The sequence below is a fragment of the Cobetia sp. 2AS genome, from assembly GCF_029846355.1.
GTDB lineage: Bacteria > Pseudomonadota > Gammaproteobacteria > Pseudomonadales > Halomonadaceae > Cobetia > Cobetia amphilecti.
Window position 1 is genome coordinate 500,874 of the sequence record NZ_JARWKQ010000001.1, and the last position, 20,576, is coordinate 521,449.

Sequence of the window (20,576 nt, forward strand, 5' to 3'; positions counted from 1 at the left end):
ACGCAAGACGGCAGCCAGCAAGACGACCACTGCCAACAAGTCAACGGCGGCCAAGACGACTGCAAGCAAGACGACCGCAAGCAAGGCGACTGCGAGCACGTCAGCCTCTGACAGCAAGCCGCCTGCATCCGGCACCTCGAGCAGCAGCACTTCTTCCACGGCTTCGGGTTCCAGCGCTACGAAGCCCGCAACGACGCGCAAGAGCACTGCCAGCTCGACGGGAAGCGCGAGCACTGCCAAGACGGGTAGCAGCACCGGTTCCTCCAGTCAGGGGGCTACCCGCTCGGGCACTTCAAGCTCTGGTGCTTCCAGTACCACCGCCAAGAGTGACACCGGCAGCGAAGCGCCCAAGCCGCGCCGTGGCCGTCCCTCCAATGCCAGCAAGGCGGCCGCCGCCAAGGCAGCGGAAGAGGCCAAGAAGGACGATGCCAAGCCTGCGGCAAGCAAGACGGATGGCGCGTCTGGCAATGCCAAGGATAGCGACAAGCGTTGATCCGCGGCGCCACAAGCAGTGAGTCAGAACCGCAACGCCAGCCCTTCGGGGCTGGCGTTGCGCGTTCAGGCTGTATTTCCAAGCGGGGCTTTCGAGTGCGCTAGAGGTTTCTCGACGCCGCATCCCTTGCGCCTTCCAACAGTTCGATCATGGCGCTGGCGGCGTTCGAGAGGGTGCGGTTGTTGTGATAGAGGTAGCCGAGCTGGCGTTCGATGGGGCGGTGATCGATGGGCAGGATCTCGATCTCGTCATCGATCATGCTTTCCGGTAATACGCTCCAGCCCAGGCCGATAGCGACCATCATCTTGAGTGTCTCGAGGTAGTTGGTGGACATCGAGACTTCCACCGAGAGGCCGTCACGGGCGAAGGTGTCGATGACGATGCCGCGCGTGAAGGTCAGGTGGCCCGGCAGCACGGCGTCGTGCTGTGAGAGGGCGGCCAGCGGCAACGCTTTATGGCCTGCCAGCGGGTGATCACGCCCGCATACGAAGCGCATCTCATCCAGCCACACCGGCACCACCGTCAGATTAGGATCGCGATGCGGTGCCAGGGTGACGACGGCCAGTTCCAGCTCCCCATCCAGTACGCCCTGATAGGCCTGTTCCGAATCCAGAAAGCGCATGTCCATGCGCACCTCGGGGTGGGCCATGGTGAAGGCCTTGAGCAGCGGCGGCAGCCGGTGCAGGCCCACATGGTGGCTGGTGGCCATCGTCAGGCTGCCTTTTACCTCGCCGGACAGATTACGCAGCGCACGCCGGGTGTCATCGTGCATCACCAGAATGGCGCGGGCGCGGGGCAGCAGGATATTGCCGGCCTCGGTCAGCGAGACACGCCGCCCGATGCGATCGAACAGCCGTGCGCCATGCAGCTGCTCCAGCTGGGCAATGCGCTTGGAAACGGCCGGCTGGGTGAGGTGCAGCTGCTCGGCGGCAAGCGAGAAGGAGGCGGTTTCGGCGACGGCGACGAAGGCCTGCAGAGAGGGTGTGTCCATGTGGGGCAGCTATCCTGTCATGAGGGCATTCAGAGAGACATTCAGGGGAGCGTCAAGCGGGGCGATCGATGCCGGCGCAGGCGGATGCACTCCTGATCACGACCTGATGAGCAATGGTATTCCTTTTGGGAATCCAAAGCATGAAAAACATGAATTGCTTTTATTCATTGTCGCCGAGTACTCTTGATGGCACAGGGCGCGGCGGCGATGCTGGAGCCAGCAAGCAAGTGGTCACTATCCACGGGCTCGCACGACCGCCCCGCCATCAACACTGGACGACACACCCTCATCAAGGGGCCGTTACGAGCCCCGAGGCAGCAAGCGCGCTCTTACCGTAAGGCGCCACGAGGAGACACGACATGGCTAGCCAGACCCTTTATGACAAGTTGTGGGATCAGCACCTGGTCAAGCAACGCGATGACGGTACTGCACTCATCTACATCGACCGTCACCTGCTGCACGAAGTCACGTCGCCGCAGGCATTCGAAGGGCTGCGTCTGGCCGGTCGCAAGCCGTGGCGTCTGGATGCCAACCTGGCAACGCCGGACCACAACGTGCCGACGTCTCTCAAGGAGCGTGCTGCCGGCATCGCGGGTATCGAGGACGAGACCTCACGCATTCAGGTGCAGACCCTCGACGACAACTGCAACAGCTTCAACATCGAGCAGTTCACCATCAATGATGCGCGTCAGGGCATCGTGCACGTGGTCGGGCCGGAGCAGGGCGCGACTCTGCCGGGCATGACCGTGGTGTGTGGCGATTCCCACACCGCGACCCACGGTGCCTTCGCGGCACTGGCCCACGGGATCGGCACCTCCGAGGTCGAGCACGTGCTCGCCACCCAGTGCCTGATCCAGCGCAAGATGAAGAACATGCTGGTGCGCGTCGATGGTCGTCTCGGCACTGGCGTCACCGCCAAGGATGTCGTGCTCGCCATCATCGGCGAGATCGGCACCGCCGGCGGTACCGGCTATGCCATCGAATTCGGCGGCTCTGCCATCCAGGACATCTCCATGGAAGGCCGCATGACCATCTGCAACATGGCGATCGAAGCCGGTGCGCGGGTCGGTCTGGTCGGTGTCGATGACATCACCATCGACTATCTCTACGAGCGCCCCTATGCGCCGAACGCCCAGCAGTGGGAAGCGGCCGTCGCCGACTGGCGCAATCTGGTCTCCGATGCGGACGCCGAATTCGACAAGGTCGTGGTGCTCAAGGCCGAAGACATCGCGCCGCAGGTCACCTGGGGCACCAGCCCGGAGCAGGTCACCAGCGTCAATGGCGTGGTGCCGGACCCGGCCGCGGCCAGCGATGACACCGAGGCGCGTGGCATCACCCGTGCGCTCGAGTACATGGGCCTCAGCGCTCAGCAGAAGATCACCGACATCAAGCTGGACCGCGTGTTCATCGGTTCCTGCACCAACTCGCGTATCGAGGACTTGCGTGAAGCGGCGCGCGTGGCCGAAGGCCGCACGGTCGCCAAGAGCCTCAAGCAGGCGATGGTGGTGCCGGGCTCTGGCCTGGTGAAGGCGCAGGCGGAAGCGGAAGGGCTGCACGAGATCTTCCTCGCGGCGGGCTTTGAATGGCGTGAGCCGGGCTGCTCCATGTGTCTGGCGATGAACGCCGACAAGCTGGGCGCCGGTGAGCATTGTGCTTCTACCTCCAACCGCAACTTCGAAGGCCGCCAGGGCTTCGGTGGGCGTACGCACCTCGTCAGCCCGGCCATGGCCGCCGCTGCCGCGATTGCGGGTCACTTCGTTGATGTTCGTGACTTTGCCCCCATCCCTACCAACAACACTCAAGTCGCCTGAGGAGGCCCGACATGGAAAAGTTCATTCGCCAGCAGGGCCTCGTGGCACCGCTTGATCGCGCCAACGTCGATACCGACCTGATCATCCCGAAGCAGTTTCTGAAGTCGATCAAGCGTACCGGCTTCGGGCCGAACCTCTTCGATGAGCTGCGTTATCTCGATGAGGGCTATATCGGTCAGGACATCAGCAAGCGTCCGCTGAATCCGGATTTCGTGCTCAATCAGCCGCGTTACGCGGGTGCCAGCGTATTGCTGGCGCGTCGCAACTTCGGTTGTGGTTCCTCGCGTGAACACGCGCCCTGGGCACTGACCGACTTCGGCTTCCGCGTGGTCATCGCGCCGAGCTTCGCCGATATCTTCTACAACAACTCGTTCAAGAACGGTCTGTTGTTGATTACCCTCGACGAGGACACGGTGGACCGTCTGTTCAAGGAAGCCGAGGCGGTGGAAGGGTATCGTCTGGATATCGACCTCGAGGCACAGGCGGTCATCACGCCGTCCGGTGAGTCGATTCCCTTCGAGGTCGACAGCTTCCGCAAGCATTGCCTGATGGAAGGCCTGGACGATATCGGTCTGACCCTCAAGGACCAGGACGCCATCGACAGCTTCGAGAAGCGTCATCGCACCGAGCGTCCGTGGCTGTTCCGCGACGGCAAGACGGCCTGATCTGGCCAGCGTCGCGTCAGTCAGCGCCTGACATCGCAACATATTCGTCATGGCTCGCCGTCCAGAATGGCGGCGAGCCCAGTCTCAGCACCGATGGTGTACCGTCGGTCTCGCCGGAAGACTTCCGGCCCAAGGAGAGTTCCAGATGAGCCGCAATATCCTGATTCTGCCCGGTGATGGCATTGGCCCGGAAATCACTGCCGAAGCCGTGAAGATCCTTGAAGCCGCCCGCAGCGAAGGTCTGGACATCACGCTGAGCGAAGGCAAGGTCGGTGGTGCAGGGTATGACGCGGCCGGTCACCCGCTGCCGGCGGAAACGCTGGAGGCGGCCAAGGCGGCGGACGCCATCCTGCTCGGCGCAGTCGGTGGCCCGCAGTGGGACAAGCTCGAGGACATCTCGCTGCGCCCGGAACGCGGCCTGCTGGGACTGCGCAAGGAGCTCGAGCTGTTCGCCAATCTGCGTCCGGCGATTCTCTACCCGCAGCTGGCCGAGGCCTCCAGCCTCAAGCCGGAAGTGGTGTCCGGTCTGGACATCATGATCGTGCGTGAGCTGACCGGTGGCATCTACTTCGGTCAGCCGCGTGGCATCGAGACGCGTGATGGTCAGCAGGTTGGTTACAACACCTACGTCTACTCCGAGTCCGAGATCGAGCGCATCGGTCGCACCGCCTTCGAGATGGCGCAGAAGCGCAACAAGAAGCTGTGCAGCGTCGACAAGGCCAACGTGCTGGAAGTCACCATGCTGTGGCGTGACGTGATGGAGCGCATCTCCGCCGACTACCCGGATGTCGAGCTGTCGCACATGTACGTCGACAATGCCGCCATGCAGCTGGTGCGTGCTCCGAAGCAGTTCGACGTGGTGGTCACCGGCAACATGTTCGGCGACATCCTGTCGGATGAGGCCGCCATGTTGACCGGCTCCATCGGCATGCTGCCGTCCGCCTCGCTGAATGCGGGTGGTCAGGGCATGTATGAGCCGTGCCACGGCAGCGCGCCGGACATCGCGGGTCAGGGCATCGCCAACCCGCTGGCGACCATCCTGTCGGTGGCCATGATGCTGCGCTACTCGCTCAACGAAGCCGCCTGGGCCGAGCGCATCGAGAAGGCGGTCGGCGTGGTGCTGGATGAAGGTCTGCGCACTGCCGACATCGCCTACGCCGGGACGCGCAAGGTCTCCACCTCCGAGATGGGCGATGCCGTGCTGGCCGCCTTCAAGGCCCAGGCGTAAGGCAAGACCCGCGTGAACGCCGCAAGCCAGCGGCGTTCACGTGATGATCATGGGGGAGCTCGGCGTGCGTCGCCGGGTTCTCATGTCAGGACCTGCGGCTGGAGCGTTGGGCAAGGCTCGCCTCGTGTGAGTTGCCTGTGCTCGCTGCGGGTCATTCCTGTGTCGGGAGCGGTGGTGTCTTCCATGCTCCCGGCCGTGCATGAACAAGGAGAACAAGTATGTTGAAAGTCGGATTTGTCGGTTGGCGTGGCATGGTCGGTTCCGTGCTGATGCAACGCATGCGTGATGACAACGATTTCGCCGGTATCGAGCCGGTATTCTTCTCCACCTCCCAAGTCGGTCAGGCCGGTCCTGACGTGGGCACGCCGGTGCCGGCGCTCAAGGATGCCAATGACATCAATGAGCTGAAGGCGCTGGATGTCATCGTCACCTGTCAGGGCGGCGACTACACCAAGCAGGTGTTCGGCCCGCTGCGCGAAGCCGGCTGGAAGGGCGACTGGATCGATGCGGCCTCCACCCTGCGCATGGACAAGGACGCCGTGCTGGTGCTGGACCCGGTCAACCGTCACGTGATCGACCAGAAGATCGGCGCCGGTGCCAACACCTTCGTCGGCGGCAACTGCACCGTCAGCCTGATGCTGATGGGCCTGGGCGGCCTGTTCGAGGCCGGCATGGTCGAGTGGATGACCTCCATGAGCTACCAAGCGGCGTCCGGCAGCGGTGCGCGCCACATGCGTGAGCTGCTGACCCAGATGGGCCAGCTCAATGGCAGCGTGGCCTCCGAGCTTGCGGACCCGGCCAGCGCCATCCTCGACATCGACCGCAAGGTGACCGCCACCATGCGCGGCGATGACTTCGCGACCCAGCAGTTCGGTGCGCCGCTGGCCGGCTCGCTGCTGCCGTGGATCGATTCCGCGATGGAATCCGGTCAGACCCGCGAGGAGTGGAAGGCCGGTGTCGAGGCCAACAAGATTCTCGACAGCCAGGGCAACCCGATCATGATCGATGGGCTGTGCGTGCGTATCGGTGCGATGCGTTCCCACTCCCAGGCCTTCACCGTCAAGCTCAAGCAGGACGTGCCGCTGGACGAGATCGAAGACCGCCTGGCCAAGCACAACGACTGGGTCAAGGTCGTCGCCAATACCAAGGAAGACAGCCTCAAGCACCTGACGCCGGCCGCTGCGACCGGCACCCTGACCGTACCGGTCGGCCGTCTGCGCAAGCTGGCGATGGGTGGCGAATACCTGTCCGCCTTCAGTGTCGGTGACCAGCTGCTGTGGGGGGCCGCGGAGCCGCTCAAGCGCATGCTGACCATCCTGCGTGAACATCGCGCGGCCTGATCGCACTGTGTAGCAGCATGTCGTCGGGTTCATTGCGAGCCTGACCTGAAAGCGCCCTCGGCTCTCTGGAGTCGAGGGCGTTTCTCTTTTGCACGTTACGTCATGGAAGATCGGTGATTTCAGGTAAGAGATAGGTCACTGATGTCACGGCGAGTACCAGATATCTCAGTCTTTCCTGCGCATTTTTTGCGATTTTGACTGGCGCTTTTGATGCATGATGGCAGGGAGGTGTTTTTTACGGGTATCGTAAAGGGGATATCGTCGAGCTGGTCACTCGCGATATGACGCCTCTGCGGCCTTTATCGATCGTGGGCCGTCACTCTATCGTTGAAACTTTTTCCACTTTGCCAATGGCTTCCCGCACTCTTGGGACGGACTCTCTGGTATCTTGTGTAAGTATACGTAACATAATGCGCAGGCCGGGCAATGATTCGGCCGCATACGAAGGGACACTCAATGGGACGCAAGCTTCCTCTCGCACTGGCGGTGTCGTTCGCCGTCTACAGTGCTCAGGCCTTGGCAGTCGGCATGGAATCGCCGCGGTTGCGCTCGAATCTGAATCAGCCACTGGACGCGCGCATCGGCCTCACGGATACCTCGGGCCTCGATGCCAGCCTCATCAAGGCCGGCGTTGCCGATTCTGCCGCCTTTACGCGAGCGGGCGTCGATCGCAGCTATGTCAGCGATGACATCAAGGTTGCCGTCAAGCAGCAGGGTGGGCGCTACTACCTCCAGCTATCCACCAATGGCGCGGTACGTGAGCCCTATGTGGACCTGCTGCTGGATGTCGAATGGCCCAATGGCAAGCTGCAGCGTCAGGTGACCCTGTTGTTCGATCCGGCGGGCTATTCGAGTCAGCCGTCATTGGTGACACCTGCCGGCGCGCGCTCGCGCCCGCTGGCCACCAACGATTCCTCGCCGACGCGTTCCGTGGTGTTTCGCGACAATGCTCAGCCCAGCCAGGCTGCCTCGCGCAGTGCGTCATCCAGCACACCGCCGTCCAGCATCAAGGTGCGCAACGGTGATTCGCTGTGGACGATCGCGCGTCGCGTGCGTCCGGATGCCAGTGTCAGTATCCGTCAGGCGATGCTGGCGATCCAGGAAGCCAACCCCAGGGCCTTCCCGGGCGGCAATATCAACAAGTTGCGTGCGGGAGTGGTGCTGAGCGTGCCGGACCGCAGCACTATGTTGGGGCGTTCGCGTACCGAGGCCGACAAGGAAGTGCGTCAGCAGTATCAGCAGTGGGTCGCGGGCGCGCAGGGCAAGACCGTGCCGGCTCCGGCCAGCAAGAAAACCGCTGCGGCCAGCACATCGAACGAGCCCTCCGCCAGTGCTGCGCCTGCGGCCACGGCCGCACCGAGCGGGCCCGCCAGCGCGGGTGCCGACGGCAAGCCGCGTCTGACGCTGCTGGATGAAGACGGCAGCAAGCCCAAGGCGGCGGCCAGTGGTCAGATATCGGCGGGTAGCCAGCAGGCGATCGATGAACTGTCTGATCGCCTCGAATCGCTGGAAGACCAGCTGCTGACCAATCAGCAGCGCCTCGATCAGCTGGAGCAGGAGCGGGATGACCTGCGTAGCGAAGTGGCCTCCCTGCGCAACGAAGTCGGCGAGCTGCGAGCGTCTCTGGCAGAGCGTACCGAGCAGCTCGAGACGGCCAAGGTACTGCTCGCCAAACAGAATCGTCTGCTCGTCAACAGCGGTATCTCGCCGTTGGCGTTGCCGGAAAGCCTGATCACGGCTGGCGTGGACCTCGGTCAGCCGCGCGACGGCGAGGGCAACCTGGTATTGCCCAAGCAGCCGTGGCCCCAGGCAACCTGGAAATGGGTGCAGGACAACCTGGCCATCGTCGGCGGTGCAGCCGGTGCACTACTGCTTCTGTTGCTGTTGTTGATGCGCCGCCGCTCCAGTTCCGGGGGCGATGAAAACATGAGCTTTGCCGATGCGGTCCGCGGCAATGAAGAGCCCGACCAGGACAAGCCACGCGTCTTCCCGGATACCTTTGCGGCCTCGACTGCCGCTGCTGCCGCGGGTCACAAGTCATCTGCGTCTGAAGATGCCAATGTGGCGGCGCGCCGGGGTTCCGGCAGTCTCGAGCCGCTCTCACAGCCGGAAGCGGCGGCGATCAGCGAGGCGGACATCTTCATCGCCTACGGCCGCTTCGATCAGGCGCAGGCCCTGCTGGAAGCCGGTCTGGTGGAAGATCCCGCACGCCAGGACCTGCGCCTCAAGCTGATGGGAGTCCATGGCGAGCTTGGCAACGCCGAAGCCCTGCATCAGGAAGGTGAGCAGGTGCTGGCGGCCGGCAATGAAGAAGAGCGCTTCGAGGCTCAGGCGCTGCTGGATCGTTACAGTGTCTCAAGCAGTGCGCTGCGTGCTGTCGCAGGCGGCGGCGCGAGTCAGGTGGGGCGCAAGGTCTCCTATCTGTCGGGGGTGGCAAGCCAGCAGGCGGCAGCGCCTCGCGCGCCGCTTGAAGGTCGCGACAAGGCCGATGATGCGGCTCACGGCATGTCAGATGCATCCGCCACGGGCTCTGACGCCTCCCTTGATGACCAGGAAGATGCCGGCGCGCTGTCTGACAGCGAATCGTATGCCAGTGACGGCGTGAGCGAACCGCTGGTCGAGCATGCTCCCGATAAAGGCGTCGCGTTCGAACCGGGCCTCAAGGGCGAGGACCTCGAGAAGGCGCCCGTGCGTGAGAGCCACTTCAACAGCGACAACGTGATCGATTACCAGGCGCCGGAATTGACGCTGGGGGATGCTGGTCACGCCGATGGCGAGAAGGGCACTGATACCGCGGCATCCAAGGCGGCGGATAGCGCGCTCAAGGGCGAGTCCGTCGAGTTCACCTCGCTGCGTGAAGAGCTGGATGACAACGCCGCGATCGAGAGTGGTGCCGCAAGTGAGAAGAACGGTGCTGCAAGTGAGAGCAGTGGCGCAAGTGAAGGCAGCGCTGCGAGCCAGAAGCCGTATGAGGTGTCCAGCAAGCCGTCAGCCGCAGTCGATGGCATGGACGAGTTGCCGTCACTGGATAGCATGACGCTGGAAGAGGTGGACGTGCCGCGGCGTGATATCTCGGAATTCGAGGTCGAGGAAGTGGCGTTCGAGTCTGGGGATCAGGATAATGCCTATCCCTCTGTCGAGTCGGCAGGGTTTGGGGCTGGCGCCCAGGATACCGTGGCATTCCAACAGCTCGAGGAAGCCCGTCAGTTGTTGGTGGATGGCGATGATGATCAGGCGGCTGCGCTGCTTGAGCCGCTCGCTACTGCCAGTGATGACATGGTCCGTGAAGAGGCGCTGGCGTTGATGGAGCGCTTTGGTCTGACCTGATGCCCTTTTTTACACCGCTGGATGATAACGAGAAACGCCCGGGGCGCATTGCTCTGGGCGTTGAATATGATGGCACCCGCTATTGTGGCTGGCAGCGTCTGAGCCACGCCCCCTCCGTGCAGGAAGCGCTCGAGAAGGCCTTGTCCAAGGTCGCCTCCACGCCGATTACCGTGCATTGCAGTGGCCGCACCGATTCCGGTGTGCATGCCGTGCGTCAGGTCGTGCATTTCGATACCCCCGTGGGCCGCAGTCGCAAGGCCTGGCGCATGGGCGGTAACGTCAACCTCCCCCCCGATATCGGGATTCATTGGGCCGTGCCGGTGCCTGATGATTTCCACGCGCGTTTCAGCGCCATCGCCCGTCGCTATCGCTACATGATCATCAACCAGCCGTTTCGGCCGGTGATGGAGCGCAACAATGTCACCTGGTGTCGCGAGCCGCTCAATGTCGCCGACATGCAGGCCGCGGCGGCGCATCTGGTGGGCGAGCTGGATTTCTCGGCGTTCCGCGCCGCAGGCTGTCAATCGCGCTCGCCGCGCCGCCACGTGCACTTCATTGAAGTCAGTCGCCATGGCCATATCGTCATGATCGATATCCAGGCCAATGCCTTCCTGCATCACATGGTGCGCAATATCGCGGGCACCTTGATGGCCATCGGGCGTGGCGAGAAGCCTGTCGAGTGGATCGTCGAGCTGATGCGCGGAGGAGATCGCACGCGCTCGAGCGCGACGGCAGCGGCGACAGGGCTTCACTTCGTCGATGTCATCTATCCGCCGCGCTATGCGCTGCCCAAGGAACCCCTGGGGCCTGGTCTGGTCGCACATCTTGGCGAGTGGACGGGCGAGCGCCCGTTGCCGGACTGCCCGATGGTGCGCTCACGCATGGCGCGTGCCGAGGCCGAGGGTGCCGAAGAGGCGCGCGCGGCAGGCAAGCTCAGTGAGCAGGAGGCCATCCGGCTGGCCAACGTGGCCCGTGAAGCCGAGCGCCTCAGTCGCGAGCATGAACAAGCGATTCCTGCGGCAGGCGATCCTGCGGCAGGCGACCCTGCGGCAGGCGACCCTGCGGCAGGCGCCGAGGATGACACGCTGACGGCTGCCACCCAGAATGAATCCTCACGTTGAACGGAGTGATCCCATGACCGAGATGAGCGCTCGAGCGAGCCAGCGTACCCGGATCAAGATCTGTGGTTTGACGCGTGAGCAGGATATCCGCGACGCCGTGGCAGCAGGTGCCGATGCGCTGGGCTTCGTGCTGTGGCCGGGCAGCAAGCGTGCGGTGGATGTGGCGCGGCTGGCCGAGCTTGCCGCGTGCGTGCCGGCCTTCGTGACGCGGGTCGGCCTGTTCGTGGATGCCAGCGCCGAAGAGATTGCCGCGGCGGCACCGCATCTCGATCTGCTCCAGTTGCATGGCAATGAGACGCCGGAGCAGTGCCGAGCGGCTGGGCGGCCCTATATCAAGGCGTTGCGCATGCGTGACGGGATCGATCTCGCCGCGGAGGCGGCGCGCTACCATGACGCGCGTGGCTTGCTGCTGGATGCCTATCGCCCCGGCGTGCCCGGTGGCACCGGCGAGACCTTCGACTGGTCGCGCATCCCGGCCGATCTGCCGCTGCCGGTCATCCTGGCCGGGGGTCTCGAGTCAGGCAATGTCGCCGCGGCGGTGGCGCAGGTCGCCCCTTACGCGGTCGACGTCTCCGGCGGTGTGGAAGCCGCGCCCGGCGAGAAGAGTGCCGAGCGCATGCAGGCATTCTGTCAGGCAGTCCGCCATCAGCGCTGATTTGCCGTCAAGCGTTGTGGCCCTTGCGTTGCTTTCGTCCCAAGCGGCGAGGGCCGCAACGCTCAATTGGCATCTCGCACTACCCGCAAGGGGGGCGAAGCCGCTACAATGACCCCCAGAATTCGGAAAAGTGGCCGTACGACCAATGGGTTGCACGGTCTTTTCCATTGGCACTGCCCTGTGATGGTAGCTGCCCGCCATATTGCCGGGGGCGTGAACGCCCTGGAATATGTGCCAACTCGCATGGCCGCCGACAGTCGTCGAGCGGTGCCCAGAACAGCAGCAAAACGGAAGCCTCCCCACCATGAGCTGGCTTGACAAGATTGTGCCGTCAATGAGCCGTATCCAACGCAAGGATCGGCGTACCTCCATTCCTGACGGCCTGTGGCGTAAATGCCCCAAGTGCGAAGCAGTCCTGTACCTTCCGGAGCTGACCAAGCACGACAACGTCTGCCCGAAGTGTGACCACCACCTGCGTCTCACTGCGCGTGCGCGTCTGTCCTGGTTCCTCGACAGTGAAGGCCGCGAGGAAATCGCGGCGGATCTCGAGCCGGTCGATCGCCTCAAGTTCCGCGACTCCAAGAAGTACAAGGATCGCCTGAGCGCTGCCCAGAAGCAGACCTCCGAGAAGGATGCGCTGGTCGCCATGCGCGGTGCTCTCTCCGGTCAGCCGGTCGTGGCCGTGGCCTTCGAGTTCAGCTTCATGGGTGGCTCCATGGGGGCCATCGTCGGCGAGAAGTTCGTGCGTGCAGCAGAGCTTGCGCTGGCCGAGAACATCCCGCTGGTCTGCTTCGCCGCCTCCGGTGGTGCTCGCATGCAGGAAGCCTTGTTCTCCCTGATGCAGATGGCCAAGACCTCCGCGGCGCTGGAAAAGCTCAAGCAGGCTGGCGTGCCGTACATCAGCGTGCTGACCGATCCGGTCTTCGGTGGCGTGTCTGCGTCGCTGGCGATGCTGGGCGACCTGAATGTCGCCGAGCCGAACGCCCTGATCGGCTTTGCCGGTCCGCGTGTCATCGAGCAGACCGTGCGCGAGAAGCTGCCGGAAGGTTTCCAGCGCTCCGAGTTCCTGCTCGAGCATGGCGCCGTCGACATGATCATCCACCGCCGCGAGATGCGTGAGCGCCTGTCCAGCATCCTGCTCAAGCTGCAGGGCATGCCGGTCAACGCCGCCAACCTGCCGGTCGCGGATGCGGTCGTCGAAGAAGAATCCGTCGAGGCGGATGCGACTGTCGAAGCACCGGCCGAGCCGCGCTCCGCCGTGGACAGCGTGCTCGACGAGACCTTCACCAGCGAGAAGCCGCAAGGCGAACGTCGCGATGGCTGAGCAGGGCTCCGCCCCGGCAAGCTGCAGCACCGATGAGGTGCTGCAGTCTTCCTCACTCCCTCCGCTGGATGCCGCTTCGTGGCAGCTTTCCCCCCTGCATGATGCCGTGCCGCGTGGCCTCTCGCTGGATGAGTGGCTGACGCGCCTCGAGTATCAGCACCCCGTCAGTATCGATATGGGCCTTGCCCGAGTGCTGTGCGTGGCCAGGCGTCTCGGTCTGGTCGGGGCGGGTGCGCGTCGGCTCGGTGGCCGCATCATTACCGTGGCCGGCACCAACGGCAAGGGCTCGACGGTTGCCATGCTCGAGGCGCTGGGGCGTGCCCACGGGCTGAGCACCGCCACCTATACCTCTCCGCACCTGCTGCATTACAACGAGCGTCTGAGCTTCAATGGTCAAGACGTCAGTGATGCGGCATTGGTCACGGCCTTCGAGCAGGTCGATTCCGCGCGCCACTCCGGGCTGTCAGCCAATGGTGAGCCGGTGGATGACGAGGGCGTGATCAGCCTGACCTACTTCGAGGCCGGCACGCTGGCCGGGCTGTGGCTGATCGCTCAGCAGCAACCGCAGCTCGCGATTCTGGAAGTCGGCCTGGGCGGGCGTCTGGACGCCGTCAACATCATCGACTGTGATGTCGCGATGATCATCACGGTCGCGCAGGATCATGCCGCGTTTCTTGGCACCGACCTCGAGAACATCGGCTTCGAGAAGGCCGGTATTCTGCGCGCCGGCAAGCCGGCCGTGTTCGGCTCGGATGTGCTGCCGTCCAGTTGTGCGGCGCATGCTCGCACGCTGGGTGTCACGCCGCAGGTGCTATGGCAGGACTTTCGCTGGCAGGTCGCGGCTGAATTTGTGAATGGCAATGTGAATGGCAGCACGGACCATTCGGCTACCTCGCAATGGCAATGGCAGCGCCTGTCAGCGCCGGCACTGACGTTCGATGCACTGCCAGACCCGGGCTTGCCGCGCGACAATGCGGCCAGTGCGCTGAATGCGCTGGTCGAGGCCGGTATCGAGCTCAATGCCGAATGCGTGCAGCAGGCCATGGCGAGCGTCAAGCTCAAGGGGCGCATGCAGTGGCTGAGTCGTCACGGGCGTGACTGGTGTCTGGATGTCGGCCATAACCCGCATGCCGCGAGTTATCTGGCCAGTCGTCTTGCCGCTCATGATCTGCGTTGCGCGCGGGATCCTGCCACTCAGCCGCGGCGGGCGTTGCTCGCCATGCTGGGCGACAAGGATGCCGCTGGCGTGATTCAGGCGCTGGCACCGGTGGTGGACGGCTTCGTCGTCGCCACCCTGGAGGGCGAGCGTAGCCGTCAGGCCAGTGAGCTTGCCGCCGTGGTCCGCCACTGTGGTGGTGAGGTGCTGGCGGAGTGCGAGACGGTCACCGCTGCAGCCGAATGGTTGGCACGCGAGACGAGCGCTGGAGAAGTATTAGTCTGTGGTTCCTTCTTCACGGTCGGTGAAGCATTGATGTGGCTCGACGCCCAGGCCTGATGCAGGCCGGCGGCGGGTCCGGGATTTCGGGTGCAAGGGAGATGTCACAATGAAATATGGCAAACGCGAGCGAATCAGCGGTGCGGTCATCCTGCTGGCGTTGGGGGTGATCTTCATCCCGATGCTCTTCGATGAGCCGCCGGCCCGTGATGAGCGCCCGAGTCCGGTGATGACGCTTGGCAAGCCGGTGGATATCGATCGCTCCAACGTCGATGAGCCGCAGCCGCCCAGCGAGCTGAAGATCGGCACGGATGTGCCGATCACCTTCGTCGACAGCAACGGCAAGGTGCGTGACAGTGCCCCGGGTGCCGGCAGTGACAGCGGTTCCGAGTCCCAAGGCCGTGTCGCCGAGGCCGAGCAGTTGTCGCCGACCCGCTCTGTGGCCAGCAGCGAGCCGCAGTCAAAGCCAAAGCCGGAACCGGAACCGGAACCCGCTGCCAAGCCGGAGCCCAAGCCTGCTCCCAAGGCTGAACCCAAGCCCGCGCCCAAGCCTGAACCGAAGCCTGCGGTTGCCTCGAATGCGCCGTCGTCTTCCGCCGGTGGCTGGGCCGTGCAGGTCGGCAGCTTCGGTGACCCGGCCAACGCCGAGCGTCTCCAGAAGGAGCTGCAGGGCAAGGGTTTCGCGGCATACCGGATCCCGCGTGGCAGCAAGTTGACCGTTGTCTTCGTCGGCCCGTACAAGTCTTCCGAGATCGGTGAGTCCGCACGCTCGCGCTTGCAGCAGCAGGTCAATATCAAGGGCCTGCTGGTACGACGCAAGGAGGGTGAGTGAACGAGCTGGTCTGGATCGATTGGCTATGTCTGGGCCTGATCGGTATCTCGGTACTGCTGGGGCTGATGCGGGGCCTGCTCAGCGAGGCCCTGGGCCTGGCGGGCTGGCTGGTGGCACTGGTCGCGGCACGCCAGTTCGGCGCCGAGGTGGGTGGCCTGCTCGAAGAGATGATCGTCTCGCCCGGCATCCGCACCGCGGTCGGCTTCGTGCTGGTGGTGATCGCGAGCGTGCTGCTCTGGGGGCTGATGTTGCGCCTGCTGGAACGCTTGATTCATGCAGCCGGCATGGGCGGCTTCAATCGCCTGCTCGGCGGTGTATTCGGCGCCTTGCGCGCGGCGGTCATACTGGTGCTGATCACCGCCGTGGTGGGGCTGACGCCCCTGCGTGACAGCGCCGACTGGCAGGCCGCCCAGTTGCGGCCGACGCTTGAACAGCTGCGCGACTGGTCGTTGGCTCGCTATCGTGAGTGGGATACGGGCGGTGACTGGGGTCAGAGCGTGTCGCTGCCGGACTCCACCAGCGGCACCCGGCTCAAGCAGCAGGCCAGCGGTCTGATCGACAGCGCCCAGCGAGAAGGGCGTGCGTTGAGCGACAGCCTCAGCCAGCAGGCGCTGCAGTCGTTCACGCGCCAGGATTCCGCCCAGGACCAGCCCTCGCTGGAGGCGTTGCTCAGAGGCAGCACCGCTGGCGAGGCCGCAAGCCGCAATGCGGATGCTGAGCAGTGACAGGCAGGATCTTCAGCGCCGGGCATCGTGGCCCGGCGTTGTCGTTTTTGGCATTCGGCACGCGTTGCTGAAGCCTCATGCGGGCCAGTCGAAGGGTTGACCCATCGGTCAGGTGTTGCCTGCATGGGGGGCAGGCCTGACAATTGCGCCGTGTGAGCACTCATATTGCCATATGGACGGGCGCCGGCAGTCGCCAGCGTGCGCTTCCCTATCCAAGTGTGTATTAGTGAGGTAATGACGGGATGTGCGGGATTGTAGGTTTGATGGCCAACGCCTCGGTCAACCAGGCGCTGTATGACGCGCTGACCGTATTGCAGCACCGCGGGCAGGACGCCGCGGGCATGATGACCTGGCACGAAGGTCGTTTCCTGCTGCGCAAGAGCAATGGTCTGGTGCGTGATGTCTTCCGCACTCGTCACATGCAGCGTCTCAAGGGCAACATGGGGATCGGCCATGTTCGCTACCCGACCGCCGGTTCCTCCAGCGAGGCGGAATCACAGCCGTTCTATGTCAACTCGCCTTACGGCATCACGCTGGCGCACAACGGCAACCTGACCAACTCCGACCAGCTCAAGCAGGAGTTGTTCTCCTCTGATCTGCGTCACATCAACACCAGCTCCGATTCCGAGGTGCTGCTCAACGTCTTCGCTCACGAGCTGGGCAAGCAGGGCATGCGTCTGGGCGCCGGTGATGTGTTCGATGCCGTGCGTCGTGTGCATCGTCGCTGCAAGGGCGGCTACGCGGCCGTCTCGATCATCAACGGCACTGGCCTGGTCGCTTTCCGCGACCCGCACGGCATCCGTCCGGCGTGTTTCGGCAAGCGTGACTCCGCCGAAGGCGTCGAGTACATGATCGCCTCCGAATCCGTGGCGCTCGACGTCGCCGGCTTCGAGTTGATCCGTGATCTGGCCCCGGGCGAAGCGGTATTCATCGACATGGAGCGTGAGCTGCACACCCTGCAGTGCGCGGATGATCCGGTCCTCAAGCCGTGCATCTTCGAACACGTCTACCTGGCGCGTCCGGATTCCCTGCTCGACGGTGCCTATGTCTACGGCACCCGCATGCGCATGGGCGAGAAGCTGGCCGACAAGATCGTGCGGGAATGGCCGGAGCAGGACATCGATGTCGTGATTCCGATCCCCGATACCTCGCGTACCTCCGCCCTCGAGCTGGCCCAGCATCTGGGAGTGACTTACCGCGAAGGCTTCATGAAGAACCGCTATATCGGCCGTACCTTCATCATGCCGGGTCAGACACTGCGCAAGAAGTCCGTGCGTCAGAAGCTCAACGCCATCGATATCGAGTTTGCCGGCAAGAACGTGCTGCTGGTGGATGATTCCATCGTGCGCGGCACCACCTGCAACGAGATCATCCAGATGGCGCGCGAAGCGGGCGCCAAGAACGTCTACTTCGCGTCGGCAGCACCGGCGGTTCGCTATCCCAACGTCTACGGCATCGACATGCCGGCGGCGGAAGAGCTGATCGCCCATGACCGTACCGAGAAGGAAATCGCGGACCTGATTGGCGCTGACCGTCTGTTCTATCAGGACCTCGACGACCTGAAGGACGCCTGTCGTGAAGTCAATCCGGCGCTGGATGAGTTCGATTGCTCCGTGTTCGACGGTGTCTACGTGACCGGCGATATCGACGAAGCCTATCTGAACGACCTGCGTGCCTCGCGCAACGATGGCGCCAAGAGCGCTGGCGAGACCCACGCGGTGGTGGATCTGCACAACGATTCGGAAGATCTCGACTGATCCGGCTGCCTGCCATCCTCGGCAGGCAATCAAGCGATGAGCGAACCGCAACGGGCTCCGGAGAAATCCGGGGCCCGTTGCGCGTTCAAAACCGGTAACATTGGCGCATCGCTTTTCCTTCTTCTTGCTGTCGACGCGACCCGAAATGCTGAGGACGCGACATGTCACAGCGGCGCGTGACGCTGGATCGTGATTCACAGGGCAGTAGATTCCATCAGTAGAGGTACTGGACACCATGCACGACGACAATCTTTCCCGCGCCGGTCTTTCCCGCGATGAGCTGGGCCTCGAGACGCTCGCCATCCGCGCCGGTCACCTGCGCGGTGCCGAGCAGGAACACGGCGAGCCCATCTACACCACCTCAAGCTTCGTCTATGGCAGCGCCGCTGAGGCCGCAGCCAAGTTCGGGGGCGATGAAGCCGGCAACATCTACTCGCGCTTCACCAATCCGACGGTGCGCTTCTTCGAGGAGCGCCTGGCGGCGATGGAAGGCGGTGAGCGTTGCGTGGCGACCAGTTCCGGCATGGCCGCGATCATGTCCACCGTGCTGGCGTTGCTGGAATCCGGCGATGAAATCGTCGCATCGCGTTCCATCTTCGGTTCGAGTGTCAGCCTGTTCACCAAGTACTTCGGCAAGCTGGGCATCACCACGCGCTTCGTCGAACTGAAGGATCTGGACGCCTGGCGCGACGCGATCACGCCGGCCACCAAGCTGCTGTTCGCCGAGACGCCGTCCAATCCGCTGTCCGAGCTTGGCGATATCAAGGCATTGGCGGCGCTGGCCCATGAGAACGACGCCTGGCTCGCCATCGACAACTGCTTCTGTACGCCGGCTCTGCAACGTCCGCTGACGCTGGGCGCCGATATCGTCATCCACTCCGCCACCAAGTATCTCGATGGTCAGGGCCGGACGCTGGGCGGCGCCGTGGTGGGAAGCTCCTCGTTGATGGAAGAGGTCTATGGCGTGGTGCGTACCTGCGGGCCGTGCCTGAGCCCCTTCAACGCCTGGGTCTTCCTCAAGGGCCTCGAGACGCTGAACATTCGCATGGAAGCCCACTGTGCACGCGCGCTGACGCTGGCACATTGGCTGGAAGCGCATCCGGCCATCGAGCGGGTGCATTACTCCGGACTTGAGAGCCATCCGCAGCATGAACTGGCCAAGGCCCAGCAGAAGGCCTTCGGTGCGGTGCTGGGGGTGGTGGTCAAGGGCGGCCGTGAGGCGGCCTGGTCGGTAGTCGATGCGACGCGCATCCTGTCGATCACCGGCAACCTGGGCGACGTGAAGACCACCATCACGCACCCGGCCACCACGACTCATGGTCGCCTCAGCGATGACCAGAAAGCGGCCGCCGGCATCGAAGAGGGCCTGCTGCGTATTGCCGTCGGCCTGGAAGACCTCGACGACATCAAGCGTGATCTGGCGCGCGGACTTGATCGCCTCGCGAGCTGAGTCCCGTAACGCCTGCCTTTGCACACCAACGCCCGGTTCTGCCGAGCGTTGGTGTCTCTGGACAATTTCGCTGGTGTTGCCCGCAAGGGTTGGCGTCCGTTCGGGCACTGGTTAAGCTCTTGCTCAAAGAACCTGCCAGCTCGATGGTCAGGTGGAGACTGTCATCAGGAGCACCTCATGTGGCGTAATTCTCGACGGGGCTGGGGCTGGCCTGTCATCGTGATGCATTGGCTGTCGGCGCTGGCCATCGTCGGGCTCTTCGCGCTGGGCTGGTGGATGACGTCGCTTGGCTATTACGATGCCTGGTACCAGCTCGGTCCGTGGTGGCATCGCTCGGTCGGGGTGATATTGCTGGTGCTGACGCTGGTGCGGCTCGCCTGGCGCTGGAGCCAGACGACCCCACAGGCGCACGGCACGCGCAATGAGCAGCGCGCGGCGCTGGTCGGGCATGTGCTGCTCTACGTGCTGATGCTGGTGGTGATGATCTCGGGTTACCTCATTTCCACCGCTGACGGGCGAGGCATCAAGGTATTCGATCTCTTCGAGGTGCCGGCAGTGATCTCGGGACTGAAGGATCAGGCATCGCTGGCAGGTGAGGTGCATTGGTATGCTGCCTGTGTGCTGATCATCCTGTCGCTGGGGCATGCGGCGGCGGCATTCAAGCATCACCTGCTGGATGGGCAGGACACGTTGCGGCGCATGATTCGACCGCTGCGCTGACGAAAAGGAAGGCGTTGGGTACGCTCGAACGCCAGATGTGACGAAACCTCTCAAGGAGCACCAACATGAACAAGACATCCTTCCTCGGCAAGTCACTGGTGGCAGGTCTCATGGCGGCGTCGTTGCCGCTGATGGCGGGTCAGGCACAGGCCTCCGATTACACGATCGATACCGATGGCCAGCACGCCTTCATCCAGTTCAAGATCAGCCATCTGGGCTATTCCTACGTGCTGGGGCAGTTCAAGGAGTTCAGTGGTGATTTCTCCTATGACCAGGGCAAGCCGGAAGATGCCAAGGTGTCGGTAGAAGTCGATGTCGATAGCCTGGACAGTGCCCACGCCGAACGCGACAAGCACATCAAGTCGGCAGACTTCCTGGATGTCTCCCAATATCCGACGGCGACCTTCACCTCGACTGGCTTCGAGTCCACCGGCGATGGTTCCGGCAAGCTGAAGGGCGACCTGACGCTGCACGGCCAGACGCAGCCCGTGACCCTGGATGTGGATCATATCGGCGGCGGTGAAGACCCGTGGGGCGGCTACCGTCAGGGCTTTGAAGGCACCACTACGCTGAAGCTCGCCGACTACGGCATCGACACGTCCAAGCTTGGCCCGAATGCGGCCACCGTCGATCTGTATCTGGTCATCGAAGGTATCCGCCAGTAAGGACGGCAAGTGCAGGACACTGGTGCTGACGTCAGCG

At 63.6% G+C, this 20,576-nt stretch carries 16 protein-coding genes; 15 read left to right on the forward strand and 1 reads right to left on the reverse strand.

The annotated features are described in order from the left end of the window. Positions 1-593: 593 nt before the first annotated feature. The gene (locus QD356_RS02170; protein WP_054554935.1) at positions 594-1,484 is read right to left on the reverse strand and encodes a LysR family transcriptional regulator; all 891 of its coding nucleotides are present in this window, start codon (positions 1,482-1,484) and stop codon (positions 594-596) included. A 359-nt stretch (positions 1,485-1,843) separates the two neighbouring features. Here QD356_RS02170 and leuC point away from each other — a divergent pair, with 359 nt between their 5' ends. The 15 genes from leuC (at position 1,844) to QD356_RS02245 (ending at position 20,539) form a co-directional block, all read left to right on the forward strand. Then, a complete protein-coding gene (gene leuC, locus QD356_RS02175; RefSeq protein ID WP_192838484.1) occupies positions 1,844-3,295 on the forward strand; it encodes a 3-isopropylmalate dehydratase large subunit in 1,452 nt (483 codons plus the stop codon). Between the two features lie 11 nt (positions 3,296-3,306). After that, a complete protein-coding gene (gene leuD / locus QD356_RS02180) occupies positions 3,307-3,960 on the forward strand; it encodes a 3-isopropylmalate dehydratase small subunit (protein WP_107335256.1) in 654 nt (217 codons plus the stop codon). A 145-nt stretch (positions 3,961-4,105) separates the two neighbouring features. Beyond that, positions 4,106-5,188 carry a 3-isopropylmalate dehydrogenase gene (gene leuB / locus QD356_RS02185; protein WP_043335563.1) on the forward strand — a complete coding sequence of 361 codons (1,083 nt, stop codon included), beginning with the start codon at positions 4,106-4,108 and terminating at the stop codon, positions 5,186-5,188. A 218-nt stretch (positions 5,189-5,406) separates the two neighbouring features. Beyond that, a complete protein-coding gene (gene asd, locus QD356_RS02190) occupies positions 5,407-6,528 on the forward strand; it encodes an aspartate-semialdehyde dehydrogenase (RefSeq protein ID WP_192838485.1) in 1,122 nt (373 codons plus the stop codon). 456 nt (positions 6,529-6,984) lie between these two features. After that, the gene (locus tag QD356_RS02195; RefSeq protein ID WP_192838486.1) at positions 6,985-9,855 is read left to right on the forward strand and encodes a FimV/HubP family polar landmark protein; all 2,871 of its coding nucleotides are present in this window, start codon (positions 6,985-6,987) and stop codon (positions 9,853-9,855) included. Further along, complete coding sequence (gene truA, locus QD356_RS02200; protein WP_318833287.1) at positions 9,855-10,976, forward strand: tRNA pseudouridine(38-40) synthase TruA; 1,122 nt, start codon at positions 9,855-9,857, stop codon at positions 10,974-10,976. The genes QD356_RS02195 and truA overlap by 1 nt, the downstream gene beginning before the upstream one ends. Positions 10,977-10,998: 22 nt before the next feature. Then, complete coding sequence (locus QD356_RS02205; protein WP_192838525.1) at positions 10,999-11,631, forward strand: phosphoribosylanthranilate isomerase; 633 nt, start codon at positions 10,999-11,001, stop codon at positions 11,629-11,631. Between the two features lie 304 nt (positions 11,632-11,935). Beyond that, the gene (gene accD, locus QD356_RS02210; protein WP_043336910.1) at positions 11,936-12,955 is read left to right on the forward strand and encodes an acetyl-CoA carboxylase, carboxyltransferase subunit beta; all 1,020 of its coding nucleotides are present in this window, start codon (positions 11,936-11,938) and stop codon (positions 12,953-12,955) included. Then, on the forward strand, positions 12,948-14,450 hold the full coding sequence (locus tag QD356_RS02215; protein WP_192838487.1) for a folylpolyglutamate synthase/dihydrofolate synthase family protein: 1,503 nt from the start codon (positions 12,948-12,950) through the stop codon (positions 14,448-14,450). The genes accD and QD356_RS02215 overlap by 8 nt, the downstream gene beginning before the upstream one ends. 49 nt (positions 14,451-14,499) lie before the next feature. Next, complete coding sequence (locus QD356_RS02220; RefSeq protein ID WP_192838488.1) at positions 14,500-15,222, forward strand: SPOR domain-containing protein; 723 nt, start codon at positions 14,500-14,502, stop codon at positions 15,220-15,222. Continuing rightward, on the forward strand, positions 15,219-15,947 hold the full coding sequence (locus QD356_RS02225) for a CvpA family protein (RefSeq protein WP_192838489.1): 729 nt from the start codon (positions 15,219-15,221) through the stop codon (positions 15,945-15,947). The genes QD356_RS02220 and QD356_RS02225 overlap by 4 nt, the downstream gene beginning before the upstream one ends. A 242-nt stretch (positions 15,948-16,189) precedes the next feature. Continuing rightward, positions 16,190-17,704: an amidophosphoribosyltransferase gene (purF, locus tag QD356_RS02230; protein ID WP_043336916.1), complete on the forward strand. Its 1,515-nt coding sequence runs from the start codon at positions 16,190-16,192 to the stop codon at positions 17,702-17,704. 235 nt (positions 17,705-17,939) lie between these two features. Next, positions 17,940-19,154 carry an O-succinylhomoserine sulfhydrylase gene (locus tag QD356_RS02235; RefSeq protein ID WP_043336917.1) on the forward strand — a complete coding sequence of 405 codons (1,215 nt, stop codon included), beginning with the start codon at positions 17,940-17,942 and terminating at the stop codon, positions 19,152-19,154. A gap of 177 nt (positions 19,155-19,331) precedes the next feature. Further along, positions 19,332-19,874 carry a cytochrome b gene (locus tag QD356_RS02240; protein WP_153635333.1) on the forward strand — a complete coding sequence of 181 codons (543 nt, stop codon included), beginning with the start codon at positions 19,332-19,334 and terminating at the stop codon, positions 19,872-19,874. 65 nt (positions 19,875-19,939) lie between these two features. Further along, positions 19,940-20,539: a YceI family protein gene (locus QD356_RS02245; protein ID WP_043336921.1), complete on the forward strand. Its 600-nt coding sequence runs from the start codon at positions 19,940-19,942 to the stop codon at positions 20,537-20,539. Positions 20,540-20,576 lie beyond the last annotated feature (37 nt).

Coding starts and splice junctions, on each gene's coding strand:
- QD356_RS02170 (WP_054554935.1), bottom strand. CDS start 1,484: ATGGACACACCCTCTCTGCAGGCCTTCGTCGCCGTCGCCGAAACCGCC.
- leuC (WP_192838484.1), top strand. CDS start 1,844: ATGGCTAGCCAGACCCTTTATGACAAGTTGTGGGATCAGCACCTGGTC.
- leuD (WP_107335256.1), top strand. CDS start 3,307: ATGGAAAAGTTCATTCGCCAGCAGGGCCTCGTGGCACCGCTTGATCGC.
- leuB (WP_043335563.1), top strand. CDS start 4,106: ATGAGCCGCAATATCCTGATTCTGCCCGGTGATGGCATTGGCCCGGAA.
- asd (WP_192838485.1), top strand. CDS start 5,407: ATGTTGAAAGTCGGATTTGTCGGTTGGCGTGGCATGGTCGGTTCCGTG.
- QD356_RS02195 (WP_192838486.1), top strand. CDS start 6,985: ATGGGACGCAAGCTTCCTCTCGCACTGGCGGTGTCGTTCGCCGTCTAC.
- truA (WP_318833287.1), top strand. CDS start 9,855: ATGCCCTTTTTTACACCGCTGGATGATAACGAGAAACGCCCGGGGCGC.
- QD356_RS02205 (WP_192838525.1), top strand. CDS start 10,999: ATGAGCGCTCGAGCGAGCCAGCGTACCCGGATCAAGATCTGTGGTTTG.
- accD (WP_043336910.1), top strand. CDS start 11,936: ATGAGCTGGCTTGACAAGATTGTGCCGTCAATGAGCCGTATCCAACGC.
- QD356_RS02215 (WP_192838487.1), top strand. CDS start 12,948: ATGGCTGAGCAGGGCTCCGCCCCGGCAAGCTGCAGCACCGATGAGGTG.
- QD356_RS02220 (WP_192838488.1), top strand. CDS start 14,500: ATGAAATATGGCAAACGCGAGCGAATCAGCGGTGCGGTCATCCTGCTG.
- purF (WP_043336916.1), top strand. CDS start 16,190: ATGTGCGGGATTGTAGGTTTGATGGCCAACGCCTCGGTCAACCAGGCG.
- QD356_RS02235 (WP_043336917.1), top strand. CDS start 17,940: ATGCACGACGACAATCTTTCCCGCGCCGGTCTTTCCCGCGATGAGCTG.
- QD356_RS02240 (WP_153635333.1), top strand. CDS start 19,332: ATGTGGCGTAATTCTCGACGGGGCTGGGGCTGGCCTGTCATCGTGATG.
- QD356_RS02245 (WP_043336921.1), top strand. CDS start 19,940: ATGAACAAGACATCCTTCCTCGGCAAGTCACTGGTGGCAGGTCTCATG.